Below are 22,393 nucleotides of genomic sequence, written 5' to 3' on the forward strand. Positions count from 1 at the left end.
CTTCCTTTATTCATTATTAACCCTGAAACAAGTGTAGTTGCTTCTGGAGTTTCCTATTTGGAAACGGCACCTTTTTCAATCCATGTGATGAAAAAGTGGCTGAATAATATCAAAAATTGGCAGAAAATTACTCAAATGTTAAAAGATATAGCTAAAAAATCTAACAAATGACGGTTAGATCTCGTGTTTAATTTGCTATTGAGTTTTTTAAAATCAATGGTTTAGTGGGTTTTAAGAGGGGAGGGGATAGATATCTTAGGATGTGATTTGGATCACGAAGCGAATAGATGTTCGTGATCCATTAGTAGCTGTGATAGTTATGAAACTATGACAATTATCCAGCGTATTCAAACAGTTCGCACACTGAATCAAACAGTTGCTTAGTGGTCACTGACAAGGTTGGAGTAATGAAGATAGTGTCATCACCTGCGACTACGCCCAGTATACCTTCCGACTTACCTAGTGAGTCTAATAAACGAGCAATCAGTTGCGCAGCACCAGGGCCTGTGTGTATCACCACCAATGCATTGTTGTGGTCAATATCTAGCACCAACTCTCGTAAAGAGCTAGAAACAGTCGGAACACCAAGCTCAGCAGGAAGACAGTAAACCATCTCCATTTTTGCGTTACGAGTTCGAACGGCACCAAACTTGGTTAACATACGCGAGACTTTAGACTGGTTGATGCTTTCAAAACCTTCGTGTTTTAGGGCATCCACAATTTCGCCTTGTGAGCCAAAACGTTCTTCTTTTAGTAAGGCTTTAAATGCACGAACTAAGTTGTCTTGCTTTTCTGTATTGCGCATATGTCATTCTTATTCATTAACAAAGATGTTTGCATATTCTCGCATACATATTCAATTTTAGCCAAAACATCCCTGTAATTTGTTAGTCATATCACTGTAAATGTTTAATAGAATAATGTGTTATTTGCGACGACTTATTTTGTTATTTCAGATGATTATCGCCATAATGCGAACTTGCTGTGTAGCACGGTTTTATTGACTTGCGCGAAGTCGCAAAGCTAGCGTTAATTGATTGTAATCACTTTGTGATTAATATAGTTTTTTAATCATAATTTAGCTTTTTAGCCTTAATTAGCTCAAGAACTACCCTACAAAGAATCTATAAGAGAAAGCTCTCAAGGAGAATAACAATGAAAGTAGCTGTTATTGGTGCCGCTGGTGGCATCGGTCAAGCCCTAGCCCTACTACTAAAGAACCGCCTACCTGCTGGTTCAGATCTTGCACTTTACGACATTGCACCGGTAACACCGGGTGTCGCTGCCGATCTTAGCCACATCCCAACGCCTGTTTCGATCAAAGGTTACGCGGGCGAAGATCCAACGCCAGCACTTGAAGGTGCGGATGTTGTACTTATTTCTGCGGGTGTTGCTCGTAAGCCTGGTATGGATCGTGCGGATCTTTTCAATGTGAACGCTGGCATTGTTAAGTCTCTTGCAGAGAAAATCGCAGTTACTTGTCCTACTGCTTGTGTTGGTATCATCACTAACCCAGTAAACACAACAGTGCCAATCGCTGCTGAAGTACTTAAGAAAGCTGGCGTTTACGACAAGCGTCGTCTATTCGGTATTACTACTCTTGATGTAATTCGTTCAGAAACGTTTGTTGCTGAGCTGAAAGATAAAGATCCAGGCGACATCCGTGTTCCTGTAATCGGTGGTCACTCTGGCGTAACTATCCTTCCTCTACTTTCTCAAGTTGAAGGCGTAGAGTTCACTGACGAAGAAATCGCAGCACTAACGACTCGTATCCAAAACGCGGGTACTGAAGTAGTAGAAGCTAAAGCTGGCGGCGGCAGTGCTACACTGTCTATGGGGCAAGCGGCTTGTCGTTTCGGTCTTGCACTAGTTAAAGCTCTTCAAGGCGAAGAGAACGTGATTGAGTGTGCATACGTTGAAGGTGAAGGCGAGCACGCACCATTCTTCGCTCAACCAGTTAAGCTAGGTAAAGAGGGCGCAGAAGCGATCCTTAGCTATGGTGAACTGAGCGACTTTGAGCGTAACGCTTTAGATAGCATGCTTGAAACGCTAAATGGCGATATTGAGATTGGTGTTGAATTCGCTAAATAAACGATAGATAACTGAACTCTGCTAAAAAGACAGTTAATGAAAGTCGATCATTGTGATCGGCTTTTTTGATCCTTGTATTCAACCCACTCGTATTCTTTTTGTTATTACGAAGAATTAGGGTATTGGATTATGACTAGAGTACAAAAGGGAATGAATGTTAACTATCTAGGTCGCTTGGGCAAGATATTGGTTATCGATGAGCAAGAGCAGTTCGCTTTGTTTGAGTCTTACAACAGTCATAAGCAATATGCGGTTCCGTTGGAAGAACTTGAAGAGATAGAAGTGCAATTACCTTTATCATTAGAATCGAGTCGATATTAAAACCCAGAGTAATATCTAGCAGGATCAAAAAAAGAGCCAACCGGCTCTTTTTTATTATATAGCTGTCTACTGACTACTTAGCTTCTATTTACTTGCTACGTTTTACTGCAAGGTGAGCTAGCGTAGTTAAAGCCTGCTTATATTCTGAATCAGGAAGAATAGAAAGCTCAGCTATCGCTTTATCAGCTTCTTCATAGGCTTTATTGGTCGTGTACTCTAACGAGCCTGTCTCTTTCATTACAGACATAATGTCGTCGAGACGTTCCATACCATTGGCTTTTTCGATCGCTTCACGAATCATGCTCGCTTGGTCTGGGGAGCCATTACGCATTGCGTAAAGCAACGGTAACGTCGGTTTACCTTCTGCTAGGTCATCACCAACATTTTTACCCATCTCTTTACCATCAGCGGTGTAATCCATCACATCATCAATAAGCTGGAATGCCGTTCCTAGGTATTTACCGTAGTTTTGCATCGCCGTTTCGATTTCAGGTGAAGACTCTGTAAGAATCGCGCCGATTTGGGTTGCGGCTTCAAACAAACGAGCGGTCTTTGAATAGATCACCTGCATGTAGCTTTCTTCTGTAGTGTCTGGGTTATTGCAGTTCATCAATTGTTGAACTTCACCCTCGGCAATCACGTTTACGGCTTCACTCATTAATTCAAGGATCCTTAAAGATCCTAGCGTCGTCATCATCTGGAATGAGCGAGTGTAAATAAAGTCCCCGACCAAAACGCTAGCGGCATTACCAAAAGCTGCATTGGCAGTCGCTTTACCACGTCTCATGTCCGATTCGTCGACGACATCATCATGAAGTAAAGTTGCTGTGTGAATAAACTCAATAAAGGCAGCAGAGGTGATATGAGCTTCACCTTGATAACCAAGAGCACGAGCAGATAAAAGAGCAAGCAAAGGGCGTAGGCGTTTGCCTCCACCGCTAACGATATAAAAACCAAGCTGGTTGATTAAACTTACGTCAGAATTAAGTTGGGCTTGAATTGTTTCATTCACTTTTGCCATATCATTGGCAGTAAGCGTTTGGATAGCTTTAAAATCCATTGTTCATCCGGCTGAAGTTAGACCCTGAAAGGCTTATACGTTGTATTTAATTGTTGAATAATACACGTAAAAAACGTTGATTAATACATCACTTAAGGGCATCATTGCCGCACTTTTCTTTGGCGAACATGTTTTCGCCAATATTTTAAAAATATGGCTTGTCATAGCGCCATGATTCCCGTAGAATCTGCGCCCTATTGATTAGTTTAGCGCACACCCGAGTTGTACAATTAACAACCATAGGCTGTGCGGAAAAAGCGGAGTAAAATATGTACGCTGTTTTCCAATCTGGTGGCAAACAACACCGAGTAAGCGAAGGTCAAACACTTCGTTTAGAGAAATTAGACGTTGAAACTGGTGCAACTGTTGAATTTGATAAAGTTCTTCTTGTTGCTAACGGCGAAGAAATCGCTGTTGGTGCACCTCTTGTAGAAGGTGGTAAGGTTACTGCGGAAGTAGTACAACACGGTCGTGGCGATAAAGTAAAAATCGTTAAGTTCCGTCGTCGTAAGCACTCACGTAAGCAAGCTGGTCACCGTCAGTGGTTCACAGAAGTGAAAATCACTGGCATTAACGCTTAAGTATTAGGAGAGTTTAACAATGGCACATAAAAAAGCTGGCGGTTCTACTAATAACGGCCGCGATTCAGAAAGCAAACGTCTTGGTGTTAAGCGTTTTGGTGGTGAATCTGTTCTTGCAGGTAACATCATCGTTCGTCAACGTGGTACTAAGTTCCACGCTGGCACAAACGTTGGCATCGGTAAAGACCATACTCTTTTCGCTCTTACTGAAGGTAAAGTGAAATTTGCAGTAAAAGGTCCTAAAAACCGCAAGTTTGTAAGCATCGAAGCTGAGTAATTTAATCTTTAACTAGATTATTTATATTAGCTTTCAAGCTGAATTCAAAAGCCCTGCCGATTCGGCAGGGTTTTTTATTTATAGCGAGAATAAAAAAGTAGACGCTCTGGCTTTAGTTTGAGAATCAGTTTGGTTTTTGATAAACAGTTTTGTTTTAAGAAGCCGTTTGTTTTTTAAGAAACAGAAAGCAAAGAACCTCTCCTTATTTGTTCCTTGGTTGCAGATCGATCTAGATCTTAGGTGATCGATCTAAACACGGATCTGCTAGAATTTATATCACTCCTTGATGAGTGGTAACGCAACGTAAGTGCGGAGTTAAAAAATGAAATTCGTTGATGAAGCATCAGTAAAAATAGAAGCCGGTGATGGCGGTAATGGTACAGTAAGCTTTTGGCGCGAAAAATTCGTCGCTAAAGGTGGTCCTGACGGCGGTGATGGCGGTGACGGCGGCGATGTTTACATCCAAGCGGATGAAAACTTAAATACGCTGATCGATTATCGTTTCCAACGTTTTTACAGCGCTGAACGTGGCGAGAATGGCCGCGGTGGTAACTGTACTGGTAAACGTGGTAAAGATATTACACTGAAAGTACCTGTAGGTACTCGTGCTGTGGATATCCACACCAACGAAATCGTTGCTGAAGTTGCTGAACACGGCAAGAAAATCATGGTTGGTAAAGGCGGTTGGCATGGTCTTGGTAACACGCGTTTTAAGTCGTCTGTTAACCGTGCTCCTCGTCAAAAGACAATGGGTACTAAAGGCGAAGTTCGCGAACTACGTTTAGAGCTTCTTCTATTGGCTGATGTTGGTATGCTTGGCTTACCAAATGCAGGTAAATCTACCTTTATTCGCTCAGTATCTGCTGCGAAACCAAAAGTCGCGGATTACCCATTTACTACATTGATCCCAAGCTTGGGTGTAGTGAGCGTGGTTCCTGAGAAGAGCTTCGTTGTTGCTGACATTCCTGGTCTAATCGAAGGCGCAGCTGATGGCGCAGGCCTCGGTATTCGTTTCTTGAAGCACCTTGAGCGTTGTCGTGTTCTTCTTCACATGATCGATATTTTGCCGATTGATGGTTCTGATCCTATTCAGAACGCATTGACGATCATTGACGAGCTAGAGCAATACAGCGAAAAAGTGGCGGAGAAACCTCGCTGGTTAGTATTCAACAAAGTTGATCTAATGCCTGAAGAAGAAGCGGACGAAAAGATTCAAGAAATTGTCGAAGCTTTAGGTTGGGAAGGCGAGTACTTCAAGATCTCTGCTGTAAACAAGATCGGTACGAAAGATCTTTGCTTCAAACTAGGCGAGTTCATGGAGAACCTACCTCGTGAAGTTGAAGCTATTGAAGAAGAAGAAAAAGTTAACTTTATGTGGGATGACTACCATAAAGATGCGATGGCCGGTAAGAATGTCGTTACTGAAGATGACGACGATTGGGATGACTGGGATGACGAAGAAGATGACGGTCATGTTATCTATGTTCGTGACTAATCCTCATCGTTTCTTATAAATACTTTGGTCGCTTCTTCTAAAGCACACTGATAGTTTTACTAAACCGCAATGAAAATTGCGGTTTTTTTGTATCTAAATCATTATGTCTTATCGAATTTTAATGCAGAATTTATTTCTGGATAATTAATACCAATCGTAGTAATTAACTGGTCACCCTAGCTTGTTAAAACGCTCGATAACTGCGTTAGAGATTTTGATTGTAGAATAACTACTTATCGAAAATCTCTGCCTTGTTCTCAAGCTTTTTTCCTGCGCTATTTCTGATCACTTACTTACTGTGATTGGTATAACGCCTATGGGAAGGAAATCATGGCATCAGAACAAAGAGCGATCTCAAGGTTAGTCGCTCAATCAGGACAAATGTTATTGGCACACGGCGCTGAGAGCACATTAGTCGGCGATATTATGCGCCGCATCGGTATTGCTTGTGGGGTGAATGAGGTTGAAGTTGCACTGTCAGCCAATGCGTTGGTCGTGACAACAGTAATGGATGATCACTGTATAACGACTACTCGAAGCTGTGCTGATCGTGGCATTAATATGCAGGTTATCACCGATATTCAACGTATTTGCATCATGATGGAGAAGGGAATTCTTGATTATGATTTGGCGAATAAAAAGATTCAAAACATCAGCCCCGAGCGCTACAACCGTTGGTTAGTGGTTGTGATGATAGGGTTATCGTGCGCCTCTTTTAGTCATCTAGCCGGTGGGGATTGGCAAGTCTTCATGATGACCTTTATCGCTTCAGCTTGCGGTATGATCGTCAGACAAGAGATTGGTCATCGCCATTTCAATCCGCTATTAAACTTTGCTATCACAGCATTCGTTACTACGACCATTTCAGCGCAAGCGGTTCTTTATAATATCGGTGGTCAACCCACTATCGTTATGGCTTCTTCTGTGCTGATGCTTGTACCCGGTTTCCCTCTGATTAACTCCGTCGCTGATATGCTCAAAGGTCACATCAATATGGGTTTGGCGCGCTTTACCATGGCCAGTTTATTAACTTTAGCGACGAGCTTGGGCATTGTCGCGGCGATGAGTCTATCGGATGTTTGGGGGTGGGCGAGCTAATGAGTATTTTTGAACTGTTTTTAGGTCTACTCAACGATATGTTTTTCGCAGCGATTCCTGCGGTTGGGTTTGCATTGGTATTTAACGTTCCGCAACGCGCTTTAATTTATTGTGCACTAGGTGGTTCTATCGGTCATGGTAGCCGTTATCTGATGATGCACTTTGGTATTCCAATCGAATGGGCAACATTCTTCGCCGCGACTGTTGTTGGCATGATAGGGGTTCATTGGTCGCATAAACTGTTAGCGCATCCAAAGGTGTTTACGGTTGCAGCCTTAATTCCTATGATTCCTGGTGTATTTGCCTTTAAGGCGATGATTGCCATGGTGGAGATTAACAGGGCCGGCTACACGCCAGAATTGCTGGCAATGTTGATGGAGAACTTTTTAAAATCGATGTTCATTATCGCAGGTCTTGCGGTTGGCTTAGCTGTGCCTGGGCTGTTATTCTATCGCCGTAGACCTATCGTCTAGCTTCAATTTTACTCTCAAGTAAGGACAGGACCTTCGATTTATGATCATCAGTATGATAGCGGCAATGGCAGACAATCGTGTAATCGGTAAAGACAATCAGATGCCTTGGCATTTACCTGCGGATTTTGCATGGTTTAAACGCTCGACGATGGGTAAACCTGTCGTGATGGGGCGTAAAACCTATGATTCGATTGGGCGTCCTCTACCAGGTCGATTGAACGTTGTGATTAGCCGTGATGAGAGCTTAGAGATCGAAGGGGTGACGACGGTTACTTCTATTGAAAATGCTCTGGAGCTCGTTAGTGATGTTGAAGAGGTGATGATTATCGGTGGCGGTTCAATCTATGAAAGCTGCCTCCCTAAAGCAGATAAGCTGTACCTGACTTATATCGATTTTGACGTTGATGGTGATACTCAATTCCCAGATTGGGGAGAAGGTTGGAAGCAGAGCTTTAGCGATACGTATCAAGCGGATGAGAAAAACAAACACAATATGGAGTTTGTGATTCTCGAGCGTTAAGCTCTGAAATTAAAAACGTTTGCGTTACTATGACAGTAACGCAAACTTCTCGTATCTCTAAAGCGCATCTTGAGTGAAAAACTTTTTATCTTCCCAGCGAAGAATCGTCAACTCTCCTCCCCAAACACATCCAGTATCTAAGCCAATCACATCTTTTCCGGAATAGCCTTCTAAGGCTGCCCAGTGTCCAAATAGCACGGTTTTATCAAGCGTAATACGTTGTAAAAGGTCAAACCAGGGTATCAAAGGTTCATCCGTAATTTCATTGGGCGGAAGTTTGCACGCCATGTCGAGTCGGCTATCTGGAGAGCAGAAGCGCATTCGAGTGAAGCTATTGATCGCATAGCGATAACGTTCTATACCTTGTAATTCGTTGCTCCAGAGGTCTGGTGTGTTGCTGTACATGTTCTCGATAAGCCATTGCCAACGGTCCGATTTAAGTAACGACGTTATCTCTCGATTCTCTGTGCGTGCTTGTTCCAAGTCCCATTGAGGTGAGATGCCCGCATGTGTCATAACAAACTCTGGGTGCTCTTGCATCAAGGGTTGTTGTCTTAACCATTCCAGCAATTGGTCACGGTCTTCAGCATCAAGAATAGGTTGAGTTTTATCTTTTGGTTTGGCTGAAAAGAGGCCTAAGGATACAGCAAGTAGATGCAAGTCATGGTTGCCTAATACAACCTTAGCTGCGTCACCAAGGTTGCGAATAAAGCGTAGTGTCTCCAATGACTTAGGACCTCGAGCGACTAAATCACCAGCGACCCATAAAGTATCTTTGTGTTTATCAAAACTGATAGTTTCAAGCAGCAACTGAAGTTCGTCGAAGCACCCTTGAATGTCTCCGACAATGTAATTCGACAAAATAATTTCCTGTAAGTAGTAGAGATGTGTACTAATTAAGAATGTTAGGGATGGCGAGCCTGAACGGGTCGACTTCAGTTATGAAATCGATGCCTTTGTGATCGGTCATCACATAGTGACCCTGCATGACACCCACAGGGGTCTCGATGACAGTACCGCTTGTGTAGGTGTATTCGTCGTTGGCTTCAATTACAGGTTGCTGCCCAACCACACCATCACCTTCAATAGTGAGCTGTTTGCCGTTGGAGTCAGTAATTAGCCAGCGACGTGACATAAGTTGTACCGTTGTTTTACTGAGGTTTTTGATGGTAATGATGTAAGCGAAGACGTAACGATTCTTCGTTGGCTCAGATTGTTCTTCTATGTACTTAGAGTGAACCTGGCATTTGATACAGGGCGTAGATATATCCATATTCGCACCTTTTATTGTTGATATACTTTAAAGTATTACATAAAAAAGGCTCCTAACCGAAGTGTAGGAGCCTTTTTTATTTATTTGTCAGCGTTGTGACTGTCGTACAACCAGTTTGCCATGTCGACAAACTGCTCGAGCGTTAAGTTCTCAGGGCGCATGCCAGGGTTGATACCTAGCTCTTCAAGCACTTCCTTATCGATCAAGCTCTTGTAGCAGTTACGAACTGTTTTACGACGCTGGTTAAAGCCTTCTCGACATACGCGATCAAGCCATTTCAGATCTTTTGCCGGGTAAGGTAGCACTTCGTATGGCTGTAGGCGTACAACTGCTGAATCTACTTTCGGTGGCGGAACGAAGGCCGTTGGTGGCACTTCTAGCACTGGCGTTACTTTACAGTAGTATTGAGCCATTACCGTAAGACGACCATAAGCTTTAGTACCTGGGCCGGCCGCTAATCGGTTAACCACTTCTTTTTGAAGCATGAAGTGCATGTCTTGCACGTCTTTATGGAACTCAAAAAGGTGGAACATCAATGGTGTCGAGATGTTGTATGGCAAGTTACCGAAAATACGTAGCTTGTTGTTTGGCTTAACAAGTTGTTCGAAATCGAACTTCATTGCATCGCCTTCATAGATCGTTAGCTTATCAGCCAGATCGGGATGGTTGCGCAGACGTTCTGCAAGGTCTCTATCTAATTCGATAACGGTAAATTTATCGACAAGTTTGCCAACAGGCTCTGTAATAGCACCAAGACCAGGGCCAATTTCTACCAAGTTTTGGCCTGGTAGTGGGTTAATACTCGATACGATGCCATCAATAATGTATGGATCGTTAAGGAAGTTTTGACCAAAACGTTTACGCGCTTTGTGCCCTAAGTGGACATCATTTCTCATTGCTTTTTCTCTACTAATTCAATGGCGTGCGTGAGCGCTGTTCTAAAGCTCCCTGTATCGGCTTGGCCTTTCCCTGCCAAGTCTAAGGCGGTACCGTGGTCGACTGATGTGCGAATAAACGGCAAGCCAAGCGTGATGTTCACTGAGCGACCAAACCCTTTGTATTTCAATACCGGGAGTACTTGGTCGTGATACATACCTAAAACAGCATCTGCATCTTGCAAATATTTTTCATTAAAGATGGTATCTGCTGGCAATGGGCCAACTAAATTGATGCCATCTTTTTGGCGAATTTTTTCTAGCGTCGGGGTGATGGTTTCAATTTCTTCACGCCCTAAGCAACCATCTTCACCAGCATGTGGATTCAAGCCACACACGTAGATAGTTGGTTTCTCAATAGCAAATTTTTCGACCAAATCTTTATTCAGAATAGCAATAATTTGTTCTAACCTGTCTTCGGTCACTGCTTGAGATACATAAGCTAGTGGGATGTGAGTTGTTACTAGCGCAACACGCAACCCTTCAGTTGCCAACATCATCACTACCAGTGGTGTATTGGACTTCTCTGCAAAAAACTCGGTATGGCCGCTAAAAGCAACACCAGCTCGGTTAATTACACCCTTATGAACAGGGCCGGTGACAATAGCATCAAATTCATTATTCATACAGCCAATTGCTGCGGTTTCTAAAGTATTTAATACGTAATGACCGTTAGCCTCGTTGAGTTGACCTGCAACTGCTGTTTCAGCGAGTGGGACGTGTTTCACTACCAACGTACCTGCGCGTTGAGGTTGCTTAGCTGCGTTTGCGTCATAATCTAGCAGATCGACGTCGATACCAAGGAGCTTAGCTCGCTCAGATAGCAGTGTTTTATCTGCACAAACCACGAGTTGATGAGGCCAGCTTTCTTGAGATAGAGCCAGAGTCAAATCTGGACCTATCCCTGCGGGTTCACCTGCGGTTATGACAATACGTTTAGTTGTTGTCATCTTGGTCGTCCTCAACCATTTCAACAAAGGCACTTGCTCTTACTTCTTGTAGCCAAGCGCCAGCTTCTTCGTTGAATTTACGGTTAAATAGAATTTGGTAAGCTTTGTTTTTCAAAGCTGAATCGGTACGGTCTACTTCGCGACGGTCTAGTACTTCAACAATGTGCCAACCGTGCACGGTTTTGAATGGCGCACTAATCTTACCTTCAGGTAACGTTTCTACTTGGTGTTTGAACTCTGGTACATACAAATCTGGTGTTTGGTAACCTAACTCACCATCCTGTACCGCAGAACCTGGATCTTGGCTGTATTGCTGTGCAAGGTCACCAAAGCTCGCTTCACCTGCGTTGACACGACGCGTGATCTCTTCAAGTTGTTCTTTTGCGCCATCATCACTCAAGATTACGGTTGGCTTAATCAGGATGTGACGAGCATTAACTTCTGTTACCGCTACGGTTTCCAGGCCTTTCACATCTTCAATTTTCAGAATGTGGAAGCCCACACCGCTGCGGAAGGGACCGATGATACTGCCTTTGTTTTGCATTTTGATTTGGTCTGCAAAAATGGTTGGCATCTCTTCTTTTCGCATCCAACCCCAATCACCACCTTGCAGTGCTTTAGGGCCTTTCGAGTAAGTATAAGCCATGGTGCTGAAATCTTTGCCTGAGTTCAGTTCTTCAACCAGTTCAGTAGCTTGAGCTTCTAGCTCTTCTTTCGTTTGGTTATCATTAAAGCGCAGTTGAATATGGCCAATTTTGTATTGAACGGTCGCGTTAGTCTCTTGCGCTAAGATATCCGCTAGGTTGTCGACTTCTGCAGGAAGAATATTGATACGACGACGAACTAAGGCGTTACGCGCTTCACTTGCTGCAATCTCTTTTCTTACTTGCTCACGAAATGCATTGTAGCTAAGGCCTTCTTCTGCAACCGATGTGGTAAGTTGTTCAACCGTTTGGTTGTTGTCTTTCGCGATACCTTCAATTGCTTGATCAAGTCTCGCGTCATCAATACGAACCCCAATACGTTCTGCCTCTTGAGTTTGAATCGTATCAATGATCAGTTTTTCGAGTACTTGCTCATTGAGTATGTCTTGCGATGGTAATGTTTGACCACTTTTCTTAGCGTTTGCACGCAGTGTCTTCATAGAAGCATCGATGTCGCTTTGCAAGATAACGCCTTCGTTAACGATAACTTTTACGCTGTCTAGTTCTACCGGTGCTGAGTAGCTTGTTGATAAAGTACAAGCCGCTGCGATGGCAATTAATGTGCGTTTCCACAATGTCATGTGTAATCCTTTAAATTTACTGATGTTTTATCAGTAAAGAAAATTAGTTGTTTAAGAAGAATGGGCGACCGTATTCTAAAGAGTTTTCAGAACTATCGAAGCCCGAAACGTTTGATCCAGATCCAGCAGATGTCCCGAAGCCTACAATACCAAAGTTGACACTAAAGTTGTTTTCGTAAACAGGATCAGCATTTATGTCTGAGTAGCCATTGCCAGTCCAGCTTCGGAGTTCGTTGCTATAGGTAACTCCTACATACCAGCAATCATCTTTATAGCGCAGGTTTGCTAACCACTCGATCGCGATGTTTTCATTTACATCATGATAGTACTGAGCGCTCGCGTACCATTTTGGAGTGAACTGGTAGCCAGTGACTAAACCTGCTTGTGAGATACCTTCACGTGTTATCTCATCTATATTAGTAATGGTCTCACCGACATTGTCTTCAATGTATTCTTTGGTGACGTAGCGATAGTTTGCTTGAATAAAACCGTTACTGTCTATTTTATATTCGATAGTACTATTCGCTAGTTGCATTTCTGCAGAGTCGATATCGTATTGAACGCCGCCATGGTAAAAAAGGTAGTCATCATAGTTGAAATCCATTTCAATAGCCCAAGATGAATAGTTGGTTTTTTTATCGGAGTCTTCGCTGCTCAGAGTTTGCTTGGTGTCTTTATCAAAATAGAAGATTTGACCAAAGGATATATTTAATCGCTCTTTATATTCATCATCAAAGAAACGAGAAGACGCACCATAGCTGAGTTGATTTGCAGCTGCTATAAAATCGACGCCGCTGTATTTTCTGCTTCTAAATAAGCCGTAATAATCTGTTTGTAAAAGAGTTGTATCGTAGCGACCAATATTAGTTTGATCTTTTTCAGGAACATAAAGATACTGCATTTGTGGCTCAAGAGTTTGTGTATACCCATTCATTAAAGTAGTGTCACGTTCAAGTACAAGCCCAGCATGACTTCTAAATTCTGGTATTACTCGGCTAACGCTTGCTTCTAAATCCTCATACTCTGATGTAGATGTATCCACATCACTGAGATCTTGGTTATAGTATGTTCCAAGCAGGCGAGCCTCAGTTGTCCATGTTCCCCAAGTTGTACTTAATGGTACTTTTAACCCTGGTTCTATGTGCAAGCGTGTTGCTGTCGGTTTTCCCTTTGCATCTGTATCAAATTGAGAGATATGACTAATCATATCAACTTCTACAGAGTCCCATATAATAGGAGCGTAATAGTTAAATGTTAGCTGTGGCATTAAGCGATAGGGTTGGTTACTTCCATCAGTGAGTACTTGGAAATCACGGACAAGTACCGAAGCATTCCAGTTTAGAGTTCGATACGTTACTTGTCCTGATTGTAGAAGCTGGCCATCTTCTCTATTACCTATATTTGAATCTACATCTGAGAAATAATCAACATCACTTACTTTTGAGTAGTCAATATCAAACTTCCATGCTTCTTGATAGATGCCTTCAAAGTTGAACTGCCCACCCCAACGACTGCCTTGTTCTGGATATTTATCATCACTTTCTAGGAACTCGAATTTTAAATTGCTTTCACCAAAATCACTTAAATGGCGGAACTCATTGTTTAGTTGTGTTCCACGCTCTGCCATATATTTAGTTGTGAAAAGTAGATCGTAGTTTGGTGCTATATTCCAATAGAAAGGCACTTCGGTTTCGAAACCGTCACTTGAACCATATGAAATCGTTGGGTACAAAAAGCCAGTTTTACGTTTATCTCCGACTGGAACGGTGAGATATGGCATGTAGAAAACAGGAACATCTAGAATCTCAAAACGTGGATTGTAGAATGTGGCTTGTTCTTCATCTTGGTCTAGCTCGATACTAGAAGCTTTTAGCCTCCATGACTTATCACCCAGAGGGCAAGAAGTGATAGATCCATCCTCCATGGTATAAACGGCTTTGCCAGTGCGAGATATATATTGGGCATCCCCTCTGCCGGGTTCACAAAGGAACTGGTATTGGGTGTTCTCTAATTCGATTTGATCTGTATTTAGATTGTTTATCGCTTTATCTGATACAGATTTAATTTGCCCATCACTAAAGTTTACGTTGCCTTCAGCTACAACGATGTTTTCTTGTTGGTGTAAGGTTACATTATCTGCAAGGATGGTCTTGTTCCCTTGAGTAACTCTTACGTCACCTGAATATATTGCTTTGTCACCATTGATGGCCTCTAAGCGATCTGATTCCACATGAGCGGGCAGTTGTGTCTCGTTTTCGGCAGCGGGCTCGATCAAGCATTGATCTATAGAGGGCATTTCCTGCACACTACTATCGGTGATTGTTTCAGCTTGAGTTGTCGACACGTATAATGCCGTACTTATAGACGCGGCTAACAAGGTGCGGGAAAAAGATTGCATGAAGTTGAACTATCCTGTGTCACTAGATGAAGGGTTGATCTAGTATCAATCCAATTAATAAAGCATTTTCCTTATGATAAAGGAAATATTAGCATTCAGCATCATCAGACAGCGTTACTCAGACAAAATTCATAGATAGAGAACACATAATGCAAATATTTGGCAAAATTTTGGGCGCTTTTTTTGGCTTTTTATTTGGAGGTCCGCTTGGTTTAGTTTTTGGCCTATTTTTGGGGCATCAATTTGATAAGGCTCGACGTTTAAACCAATCGGGGTTCAATAGTTCTGGTTTTGGTCGTGGACCAAGCCAAGCAGAAAGGCAGAACGAGTTCTTTAAAGCGGCTTTTGCGGTTATGGGACATGTTGCTAAAGCAAAAGGGCAGGTAACACCTGAAGAGATTCAGCTTGCTTCTACAATGATGGAGCGTATGAACCTGCATGGCGAGCAACGTAAAGCAGCGCAAGATGCGTTCCGTGATGGTAAAGAGAGTGACTTCCCGTTAAGTGATGTACTTGAGCGTGTGAAGATCTCATCGGGTGGCCGTTTTGATCTCCTTCAGTTCTTTTTAGAGCTACAAGTATCCGCAGCGTTTGCTGATGGAAGCTTGCACCCTAGTGAGCGCCAAGTTCTGCATAAGATAGCGCAAGGCCTTGGGTTTTCGGCAGAGCAACTAGAACGCCGCTTACAGATGCAAGAAGCAGCGTTCCGTTTTCAACAGCAAGGTGGAAGCTTTGGTGGTCATCAAGGTCACGGGCAATCATCAGGTTGGCAACAGGCTTCACAACAGAACCAACTTGGCGACGCATATAAGGTTCTTGGTGTGAGTGAAAGTGCTGATGGTAAAGAGGTGAAGAAAGCCTACCGTAAACTGATGAATGAACATCACCCAGATAAATTGATGGCGAAGGGTTTACCGCCAGAGATGATGAATGTCGCGAAAGAAAAATCGCAAGAAATTCAGAATGCGTATGACCTGATAAAGAAGGTCAAAGGTTTTAAGTAATCGAACACTAAACCGAATCATGACATTTACTGACTCGGTTTTTTATTAAAGGGAATTATATGACGGTAACGTATCAGGATGTTCTAGAGTTTTGGTTTGATGAATTGACGCCTAAAGATTGGTTTACTGGCGGCGCCGAGATTGATGCTTTGATAGCGTCTCGTTTTTCTGAACTGCACAAAGCCGCCATTCAAGGTGAGTTATTTGAATGGCGTCAGATAGCAGAGGGTCGCTTGGCTGAGATTATCGTGCTTGACCAGTTTTCTCGGAATCTTGGTAGAAATAGTCCAGATGCGTTTACTGCAGATCCTATGGCGTTGGTTCTAGCTCAAGAAGCGGTAGCGGGTGGCTTTGATCACCAACTCAATCAACAGCAAAAAAGCTTTCTCTACATGCCTTACATGCACAGTGAGTCTTTGATGATGCATGAGCAGGCTGTGATGCTTTTTTCCCAGACAGGGTTAGAAAATAACCTGGATTTTGAGTTTAAGCATAAGGTGATCATTGAGCGTTTTGGTCGTTACCCACACCGTAATGAAGTACTAGGTCGAACTTCGACTCCTGAGGAAATTGAGTTCTTACAACAACCAGACTCAAGCTTTTAATTGTGGATATACGGTCAAAGAATTGAGAAGAGGCTAGTGGTTAATAAAACTTCTAGCCTCTTTTTTTGTTTAGCTTTAGTGATTAACTCTCGCATTAGAACTAGTTTGCTTGGTTAAGTGACCAATCATAGTCATAGCTGATTTTTTTTGTATTCGTTACAGGTTGAGTTCGATATTGGTCTAAGTGTTGAATGAGTTGTTTTTCTGTACCAAAATCCACAGCAAACCATTCGTAAATCGATGACAGTTGAAGCTGGTTGTTGTTACCCAATACACCTTTATCACTATTGATATACTCAGCAGCAGCGAGTTCTAGCAGCGTTTCTGTATTATCAGAAGTAAATGCTTGAGGTTGTAAGTTAGGACAACCTAGACTTGCACAATTCACCGCGTAATGCGTGCGAGGGTCTTGCCAAATCGGTCTTAAAATTCGATGTTCGATATCATTGAGTGTCAGTGTCTTTCCATTAATTGCAACTACATCATCTCCCCAAGGTCCAAAACTGAATAGTCCGCCGAGCTTAGTGATAGATTTAATTGGGTATGCATTAAGAATCAAATCGACAGTCACGGCGTTATATAAGTTAACCCAATAGGCATACTGCTCTGCTTTTGAGTAGTCGAGTGGGTTAACCTGTTCTAACTGCTTAATGTATTGCTTCAGTTTTGACTTGTCAGTCGCGGTCACTGCCTGATAACGAATTAACGTATTTTGTCCTCGTTTGACTAAGTAGTTGTCGAGGAATAGCTGCCAATCTTGATGAGATACCTGTTCTAGATTGGTTTCGTTGCTTTGATTCCAGTATGGCCAAAGATCGGATTTAGGTGCAGACCAAGCTAACGTTGAGAAAAGTAGGCTGACAATAAAAAGTAGTTGTTTCATGGCATTCTCCTGATGACTGACTACTAAGACCTTATGGCTTACCATTTTCTTTCACAGCTCTTCAGTTAAATAACGCGCTTAATCACATAAAGAAGTTAAGTCTAATAAATATATTCAGCTAAATAAAAAAGGTTGGCACTAGGCCAACCTTTGGATTCATTCAAAAACGTCTCATTATTTTAGGAAGCTAGGAATCTTAGCTTCAAACTCTGAGATCTTATCGGCGTGTTGAAGTGTAAGGCCGATATTATCTAAACCATTCAGTAAGCAGTGACGACGGAACTCATCAATTTCAAACGAGTACTCTTTACCGTTCGCGCTGACTTTCGTTGCTTCTAGATCAACAGTGATTTCTGCACCTTCATTCGCTTCAACGAATTGGAATAACTCATCCACTTCTTGCTCAGTCAATCGAACTGGCACCATTTGGTTGTTGATCGAGTTGCCGTAGAAAATGTCGGCAAAGCTTGGTGCGATCATTACTTGGATACCGTAATCGGCAAGCGCCCAAGGTGCGTGTTCACGAGATGAACCACAACCGAAGTTTTCACGAGCTAGAAGAATTGAAGCGCCTTGGTAGCGAGCTTCGTTCATTACAAACTCAGGGTTTGGTTGTTGGCCTGCATCGTCTAGGAAGCGCCAATCGTGGAACAAGTGCTTACCAAAACCGATGCGGTTTACTTTCTGTAGAAACTGCTTCGGAATGATCGCATCAGTATCGATGTTGGCCGTATCTAGAGGAACGACTAATCCGGTGTGTTGTTGAAAACCTGACATGTTAAATCCTCTAATTAAAGTTCACGAATATCGACAAAGTGACCAGCGATAGCGGCTGCGGCTGCCATTGCTGGGCTAACTAGGTGCGTACGACCATCACGGCCTTGGCGACCTTCAAAGTTACGGTTTGATGTAGAAGCACAGCGCTCTTGTGGACCAAGGCGGTCGTTGTTCATTGCAAGACACATAGAACAACCTGGCAAACGCCATTCGAAGCCGGCTTCTTTAAAGATTACATCTAAGCCTTCAGCTTCTGCTTGTGCTTTTACTTGCTCAGAACCCGGAACGATTAATGCTTGAACATGCTTCGCTACTTGGCGGCCTTTCGCTACCGCAGCAGCTGCACGCATGTCTTCGATACGCGAGTTAGTGCAAGAACCTACGAAGACTTTATCGACGTTGTAATCCGATAGAGATTTACCCGCTTCAAGACCCATGTAAGCCAACGCTTTTTCTGCAGATGCCTTTTCAACAGGGTCTGCAAAGCTTTCTGGTGCAGGGATTGGTGTGTCTACCGAAATAACCTGCCCAGGGTTGGTTCCCCAAGTGACTTGTGGTTTGATGTCTGCCGCTTCTAGTGTGACAACCGCATCGAATTCAGCGTCAGCATCGGTTTTCAATGTGTCCCAGTGTTCGATTGCCGCTTCTAGGTCTTCGCCTTGTGGAGAGAACTTGCGGCCTTTGATGTACTCGTATGTCGTTGCATCAGGGGCAATTAGACCCGCTTTCGCACCTAGCTCGATTGCCATGTTACATACTGTCATACGACCTTCCATCGTAAGGTCGGTAATTGCCTCACCACAGAATTCAACCACGTAGCCAGTACCGCCAGCAGCCGTTGTTTTACCGATGATCGCTAGCACGATGTCTTTTGCCGTGATGCCCGGAGCAACCTTGCCTTTTACTTCGATCTTCATGGTTTTTGCGCGAGCTTGTTTTAGCGTTTGAGTAGCTAGAACGTGCTCAACTTCTGAAGTACCGATACCGAATGCTAGTGAACCAAATGCACCGTGTGTTGCCGTGTGTGAGTCACCACATACGATGGTCATGCCCGGCAGAGTAATACCTAGCTCAGGGCCCATTACGTGCACAATACCTTGGTATTTGTGGTTTAGGTCGTAAAGCGTGACACCAAACTCTTCACAGTTTTTCGATAGCGTTTCCATTTGGATACGAGCCATCTCGCCAGAAGCGTTGATGTCTTTGGTTTGTGTCGATACGTTGTGATCCATGGTCGCAAAAGTTTTGCCGACTTGGCGAACTTTACGACCTTTTTCACGCAGGCCATCAAAGGCTTGTGGCGACGTTACTTCGTGGACTAAGTGGCGATCGATATAAAGAATTGGCGTTTCGCCCTTCGCTGCAACCGCAACGTGAGCATCATAAACTTTTTCGTATAAGGTTTTTGCTTGCTGGTTTGTCGACATAGCTTTTCTTCCTTGGGAGCATCAGTCCCAGTGTTTGTTTCGAGCCAAGTCATACGGTTTAAGCAGACTTGGCTTGATATTATTCTTATGTACTTGCTTCTAATCTAAGCATCTAGCTTATGAAGCTAAGATGTACTCAGCGATCTTGTCACCCATTTCTGAGGTAGTCAGCGCTTGGTTTTTGCCTGCAAGGTCTGCTGTTAACTCGCCTGCAGAAAGTGCTTTAGATACCGCTGTTTCGATGTCTTGCGCTGCAGCTTCTTCGCCTAAGCTGTAACGAAGCATTAGTGCTGAAGAAAGGATTTGCGCGACTGGGTTCGCAATGTTCTTGCCTGCGATATCCGGAGCACTACCACCTGCTGGTTCGTATAAGCCGAAGTTGCTTTCGTTCAAGCTTGCAGAAGGAAGCATTCCCATAGAGCCAGTGATCATTGCACACTCATCAGAGATGATGTCACCGAAGATGTTCGAACATAGCATCACGTCAAACTGAGAAGGATCTTTGATTAGCTGCATGGTCGCGTTGTCGATGTACATGTGGCTCAGTTTCACATCTGGGTAGTCTTTCGCGACTTCTTCAACTACTTCACGCCATAGGATAGAGCTTTGTAGAACGTTCGCTTTATCGATTGAGTAAACGTTTTTGTTACGTAGACGAGCAGATTCAAACGCAATCTTTGCAATACGTTCGATTTCGTAACGGTGGTAAACCTCAGTATCAAACGCTTTTTCAGTTGCGCCTTCGCCTTCACGACCTTTAGGTTGGCCGAAGTAGATACCGCCGGTTAGTTCACGAACAACAACGATGTCGAATCCATTACCTGAAATATCAGCACGTAAAGGAGAGAAAGACTCTAAACCCTTGTGAATTTGTGCAGGACGTAGATTACAGAACAGTTGGAAGTGTTTACGAAGAGGAAGTAGGGCACCACGTTCAGGTTGGTCGTTTGGTGGAAGGTGTTCCCATTTAGGGCCGCCGACAGAACCAAAAAGTACCGCGTCAGATTCTTCACAGCCTGCAACTGTTGCTTCTGGAAGTGGACAGCCGTGGTTATCAATTGCGATACCACCAACATCATACTCTTCGCGAGAAAAGCTAATTGCGTGTTTCTTTTCAATCGCGTCTAGCACTTTGTGTGCTTGTTGCATTACTTCTGGGCCAATGCCATCACCAGGTAGTACGGCAATTTTGTATGATTTATCTGTCATGTTAATCCTTTAATTCTTGTTACTGAGCTGTTTGGCTCGTTTTAAATTTTGTCCCTAAAGCCAACAACATCGGCTCTAGGGCTCTGTTATTGGAGTATTAAACTGTCGCGAATTTTTGCTGCTTCATTTCAGCAATAGTGTCTGCGCGTTGAATGCTATTGATAACGTGTAGCAACGCTTGACCAGAAGCTTCAACGATATCGGTTGAAACGCCAGTACCGTGGTACTTACGGCCTTTATAGTTAGCAATGATGTCCGCTTGACCTAAGCCATCTTCGCCTTCACCTTTTGCAGTCAGGTCGAACTTGTCCAACGCGATTTCGTAGCCTGTTAAGCGGTAGATACATTGGTATAACGCATCAACAGGGCCGTTACCGACAGCGGCTTCGCACTTCTCTTCATCACCACATTGCAGTTTGATGCTGGTCGTAGACATAACACTACCAGATTGTACGCTTAGGTAGTTAAGTTTATAGAAGTCATCTTCATCACGTAGATTCGCGAAGTGCATTAATGCTTCTAAGTCGTAATCGAATACTTGACCTTTACGGTCAGCAAGCTTCAAGAAGTCTTCGTACAATGAATCTAGGTTGTACTCATTGTCTTTATAACCCATTGCGTCCATGTGGCTCTTAACAGCAGCACGGCCACTACGGCTTGTTAGGTTCAATGCCTTGTTTTTCAAGCCAATAGACTCAGGAGTCATGATCTCGTAAGTGTTCTTATTCTTTAGCATGCCATCTTGGTGAATACCTGAAGAGTGGCTAAATGCGTTCGCACCGACGATAGCTTTGTTGTCTTGGATTGGCATGTGGCAAAGTTGGCTCACCAACTTACTGGTACGATGAATCTCTTGATGATTCAAACCAGTATGAACACCTAGTAACTCTTGGCGAGTTTTGATGATCATTGCGATTTCTTCTAAAGAACAGTTACCAGCGCGCTCACCGATACCGTTAATAGTACCTTCAACTTGACGAGCACCGGCTTGTACTGCAGCAATTGAGTTTGCAACCGACATGCCCAAGTCATCGTGACAGTGAACAGAGATGATGGCTTGGTCGATGTTTGGTACGCGATCGAATAGCGTTTTGATAATGCCACCAAACTCATTCGGTACTGTATAGCCCACCGTGTCTGGAATATTGATGGTTTTAGCGCCTGCGTTAATCGCGGCTTCAACCATACGACATAGGTTGTCGATAGGGGTACGACCGGCATCTTCACAAGAAAACTCAACATCATCGGTGTAGTTACGCGCGTGTTTGACGGCTTTTACTGCCATCTCTACTACATCGTCGTAGCTGCGGCGTAATTTGTCTTGTACGTGAACTGTTGATGTTGAGATGAAGGTATGAATACGGAACTGGTCAGCAACTTTAAGCGCTTCTGCTGCGGCGTCGATATCTTTCGCTACGGCACGAGAAAGTGCACAAATACGACTGTCTTTGATGTGCTTAGCGATGGTTTGTACTGATTCAAAATCACCCGGAGAAGAGATAGGGAAGCCAGCTTCGATAACATCTACACCCAGTCTCTCAAGAGCATAAGCGATCTGTAACTTCTCTTTTACCGTAAGGCTTGCAGCTAATGCTTGCTCGCCGTCACGTAAGGTAGTATCAAAAATTATTACTTGATCGTTCATGGGTGCTTCCTTATATCGATAATGAATCGATTGCTATCCAAATTATTATTAAGAATGATGTTCTTTTAAAAGTGCCAGTTACAAAA

The 22,393-nt window shown here is 43.3% G+C and carries 23 protein-coding genes; 10 read left to right on the top strand and 13 right to left on the bottom strand.

Annotation, left to right across the window (positions count from 1 at the left end; genetic code table 11):
* Positions 1 to 334: 334 nt before the first annotated feature.
* Positions 335 to 805, bottom strand: a complete 471-nt coding sequence (gene argR / locus OQJ75_RS03430) for a transcriptional regulator ArgR (protein WP_004740827.1) — start codon at positions 803 to 805, stop codon at positions 335 to 337.
* A 350-nt stretch (positions 806 to 1,155) separates the two neighbouring features.
* On the opposite strand from argR, the gene mdh reads away from it, so the two are divergent.
* Both mdh and OQJ75_RS03440 read left to right on the top strand, forming a co-directional pair.
* Positions 1,156 to 2,091, top strand: a complete 936-nt coding sequence (gene mdh / locus OQJ75_RS03435) for a malate dehydrogenase (RefSeq protein WP_009847834.1) — start codon at positions 1,156 to 1,158, stop codon at positions 2,089 to 2,091.
* 129 nt (positions 2,092 to 2,220) lie between these two features.
* Positions 2,221 to 2,412 (top strand): hypothetical protein, encoded by a 192-nt coding sequence (locus OQJ75_RS03440; protein WP_065101311.1) that lies wholly within the window; start codon positions 2,221 to 2,223, stop codon positions 2,410 to 2,412.
* Between the two features lie 88 nt (positions 2,413 to 2,500).
* Here the strand turns inward: OQJ75_RS03440 and ispB are convergent, their stop codons facing one another.
* Complete coding sequence (ispB, locus tag OQJ75_RS03445; RefSeq protein ID WP_017109335.1) at positions 2,501 to 3,472, bottom strand: octaprenyl diphosphate synthase; 972 nt, start codon at positions 3,470 to 3,472, stop codon at positions 2,501 to 2,503.
* Positions 3,473 to 3,741: 269 nt separating this feature from the next.
* Here ispB and rplU point away from each other — a divergent pair, with 269 nt between their 5' ends.
* The 6 genes from rplU to folA all read left to right on the top strand — a co-directional run bounded on the left by rplU (position 3,742) and on the right by folA (position 7,916).
* Positions 3,742 to 4,053, top strand: coding sequence for a 50S ribosomal protein L21 (rplU, locus tag OQJ75_RS03450; RefSeq protein WP_004740823.1), 312 nt, complete (start codon positions 3,742 to 3,744; stop codon positions 4,051 to 4,053).
* Positions 4,054 to 4,072: 19 nt separating this feature from the next.
* Complete coding sequence (rpmA, locus tag OQJ75_RS03455) at positions 4,073 to 4,330, top strand: 50S ribosomal protein L27 (protein ID WP_004735905.1); 258 nt, start codon at positions 4,073 to 4,075, stop codon at positions 4,328 to 4,330.
* Positions 4,331 to 4,652: 322 nt separating this feature from the next.
* Positions 4,653 to 5,825: an Obg family GTPase CgtA gene (cgtA, locus tag OQJ75_RS03460; RefSeq protein WP_248373875.1), complete on the top strand. Its 1,173-nt coding sequence runs from the start codon at positions 4,653 to 4,655 to the stop codon at positions 5,823 to 5,825.
* Between the two features lie 330 nt (positions 5,826 to 6,155).
* A complete protein-coding gene (locus OQJ75_RS03465; protein WP_248373877.1) occupies positions 6,156 to 6,923 on the top strand; it encodes a threonine/serine exporter family protein in 768 nt (255 codons plus the stop codon).
* Positions 6,923 to 7,396 (top strand): threonine/serine exporter family protein, encoded by a 474-nt coding sequence (locus OQJ75_RS03470; RefSeq protein ID WP_248373879.1) that lies wholly within the window; start codon positions 6,923 to 6,925, stop codon positions 7,394 to 7,396. The genes OQJ75_RS03465 and OQJ75_RS03470 overlap by 1 nt, the downstream gene beginning before the upstream one ends.
* Before the next feature lie 40 nt (positions 7,397 to 7,436).
* Positions 7,437 to 7,916 (top strand): type 3 dihydrofolate reductase, encoded by a 480-nt coding sequence (gene folA / locus OQJ75_RS03475; protein ID WP_265971002.1) that lies wholly within the window; start codon positions 7,437 to 7,439, stop codon positions 7,914 to 7,916.
* A 57-nt stretch (positions 7,917 to 7,973) separates the two neighbouring features.
* On the opposite strand, the gene apaH is transcribed toward folA, so the two are convergent.
* The 6 genes from apaH to lptD form a co-directional block, all read right to left on the bottom strand.
* Positions 7,974 to 8,777, bottom strand: coding sequence for a bis(5'-nucleosyl)-tetraphosphatase (symmetrical) ApaH (gene apaH / locus OQJ75_RS03480; RefSeq protein WP_265971003.1), 804 nt, complete (start codon positions 8,775 to 8,777; stop codon positions 7,974 to 7,976).
* Positions 8,778 to 8,808: 31 nt separating this feature from the next.
* Positions 8,809 to 9,189 (bottom strand): Co2+/Mg2+ efflux protein ApaG, encoded by a 381-nt coding sequence (apaG, locus tag OQJ75_RS03485; RefSeq protein ID WP_016767783.1) that lies wholly within the window; start codon positions 9,187 to 9,189, stop codon positions 8,809 to 8,811.
* Positions 9,190 to 9,269: 80 nt separating this feature from the next.
* On the bottom strand, positions 9,270 to 10,085 hold the full coding sequence (gene rsmA, locus OQJ75_RS03490) for a 16S rRNA (adenine(1518)-N(6)/adenine(1519)-N(6))-dimethyltransferase RsmA (RefSeq protein WP_265971004.1): 816 nt from the start codon (positions 10,083 to 10,085) through the stop codon (positions 9,270 to 9,272).
* Positions 10,082 to 11,074, bottom strand: a complete 993-nt coding sequence (gene pdxA / locus OQJ75_RS03495) for a 4-hydroxythreonine-4-phosphate dehydrogenase PdxA (protein ID WP_248373888.1) — start codon at positions 11,072 to 11,074, stop codon at positions 10,082 to 10,084. Before pdxA ends, rsmA begins: the two co-directional genes overlap by 4 nt.
* The gene (surA, locus tag OQJ75_RS03500) at positions 11,061 to 12,359 is read right to left on the bottom strand and encodes a peptidylprolyl isomerase SurA (protein WP_265971005.1); all 1,299 of its coding nucleotides are present in this window, start codon (positions 12,357 to 12,359) and stop codon (positions 11,061 to 11,063) included. Before surA ends, pdxA begins: the two co-directional genes overlap by 14 nt.
* Before the next feature lie 43 nt (positions 12,360 to 12,402).
* Complete coding sequence (lptD, locus tag OQJ75_RS03505) at positions 12,403 to 14,757, bottom strand: LPS assembly protein LptD (RefSeq protein WP_265971006.1); 2,355 nt, start codon at positions 14,755 to 14,757, stop codon at positions 12,403 to 12,405.
* A 149-nt stretch (positions 14,758 to 14,906) separates the two neighbouring features.
* Between lptD and djlA the strand changes: the two genes are divergently transcribed.
* Together djlA and OQJ75_RS03515 are read left to right on the top strand one after the other, a co-directional pair.
* Positions 14,907 to 15,761, top strand: a complete 855-nt coding sequence (djlA, locus tag OQJ75_RS03510) for a co-chaperone DjlA (protein WP_012603164.1) — start codon at positions 14,907 to 14,909, stop codon at positions 15,759 to 15,761.
* A gap of 59 nt (positions 15,762 to 15,820) precedes the next feature.
* A complete protein-coding gene (locus OQJ75_RS03515) occupies positions 15,821 to 16,366 on the top strand; it encodes a DUF924 family protein (protein WP_265971007.1) in 546 nt (181 codons plus the stop codon).
* A gap of 100 nt (positions 16,367 to 16,466) precedes the next feature.
* Here the strand turns inward: OQJ75_RS03515 and OQJ75_RS03520 are convergent, their stop codons facing one another.
* From OQJ75_RS03520 to leuA, 5 genes are all read right to left on the bottom strand, one after another.
* Positions 16,467 to 17,249 (bottom strand): DUF547 domain-containing protein, encoded by a 783-nt coding sequence (locus OQJ75_RS03520; protein ID WP_265971008.1) that lies wholly within the window; start codon positions 17,247 to 17,249, stop codon positions 16,467 to 16,469.
* Between the two features lie 174 nt (positions 17,250 to 17,423).
* On the bottom strand, positions 17,424 to 18,026 hold the full coding sequence (leuD, locus tag OQJ75_RS03525; RefSeq protein WP_265971009.1) for a 3-isopropylmalate dehydratase small subunit: 603 nt from the start codon (positions 18,024 to 18,026) through the stop codon (positions 17,424 to 17,426).
* A gap of 14 nt (positions 18,027 to 18,040) precedes the next feature.
* Positions 18,041 to 19,453 (bottom strand): 3-isopropylmalate dehydratase large subunit, encoded by a 1,413-nt coding sequence (leuC, locus tag OQJ75_RS03530; RefSeq protein WP_265971010.1) that lies wholly within the window; start codon positions 19,451 to 19,453, stop codon positions 18,041 to 18,043.
* A gap of 117 nt (positions 19,454 to 19,570) precedes the next feature.
* The gene (leuB, locus tag OQJ75_RS03535; protein WP_265971011.1) at positions 19,571 to 20,662 is read right to left on the bottom strand and encodes a 3-isopropylmalate dehydrogenase; all 1,092 of its coding nucleotides are present in this window, start codon (positions 20,660 to 20,662) and stop codon (positions 19,571 to 19,573) included.
* A gap of 97 nt (positions 20,663 to 20,759) precedes the next feature.
* Positions 20,760 to 22,307, bottom strand: a complete 1,548-nt coding sequence (gene leuA, locus OQJ75_RS03540; protein WP_265971012.1) for a 2-isopropylmalate synthase — start codon at positions 22,305 to 22,307, stop codon at positions 20,760 to 20,762.
* Between the last annotated feature and the right edge of the window lie 86 nt (positions 22,308 to 22,393).

This window comes from Vibrio sp. 14G-20, assembly GCF_026241515.1.
GTDB lineage: Bacteria > Pseudomonadota > Gammaproteobacteria > Enterobacterales > Vibrionaceae > Vibrio.